Raw genomic sequence first — 226 nt, 5'->3', positions numbered from 1 at the left:
ATAAAACGAACTCGTATCAGCAAACCCCAAACGCCCTGCAATCTCGGCAAAGCTGATCTGTGGCTCCGCCAACCACACAATCGCCAATTCCTTACGCACACTGTCCTTGAGCCCCTGATAGGTCTGCCCTTCCTCAGCCAGACGACGGCGCAAGGTTGACGCCGAAATGCACAAGCTGACAGCGAGCCCTTCGGTTTCCGGCCAGGTATCGGGGGGCAATTGGCGC

At 57.5% G+C, this 226-nt stretch carries 1 protein-coding gene; it reads right to left on the bottom strand.

The window, feature by feature from the left end; translation table 11 throughout:
- A partial coding sequence (locus ACW9IR_RS30165; RefSeq protein ID WP_457466267.1) for a helix-turn-helix domain-containing protein occupies window positions 1-226 on the bottom strand: 226 nt, incomplete at both ends.

It is taken from the genome of Pseudomonas sp. SDT291_1_S447 (genome assembly GCF_054070155.1).
The sequence above is the reverse complement of the archived record's forward strand: the minus strand, read 5'-3'. Positions and strand labels throughout refer to the sequence as shown.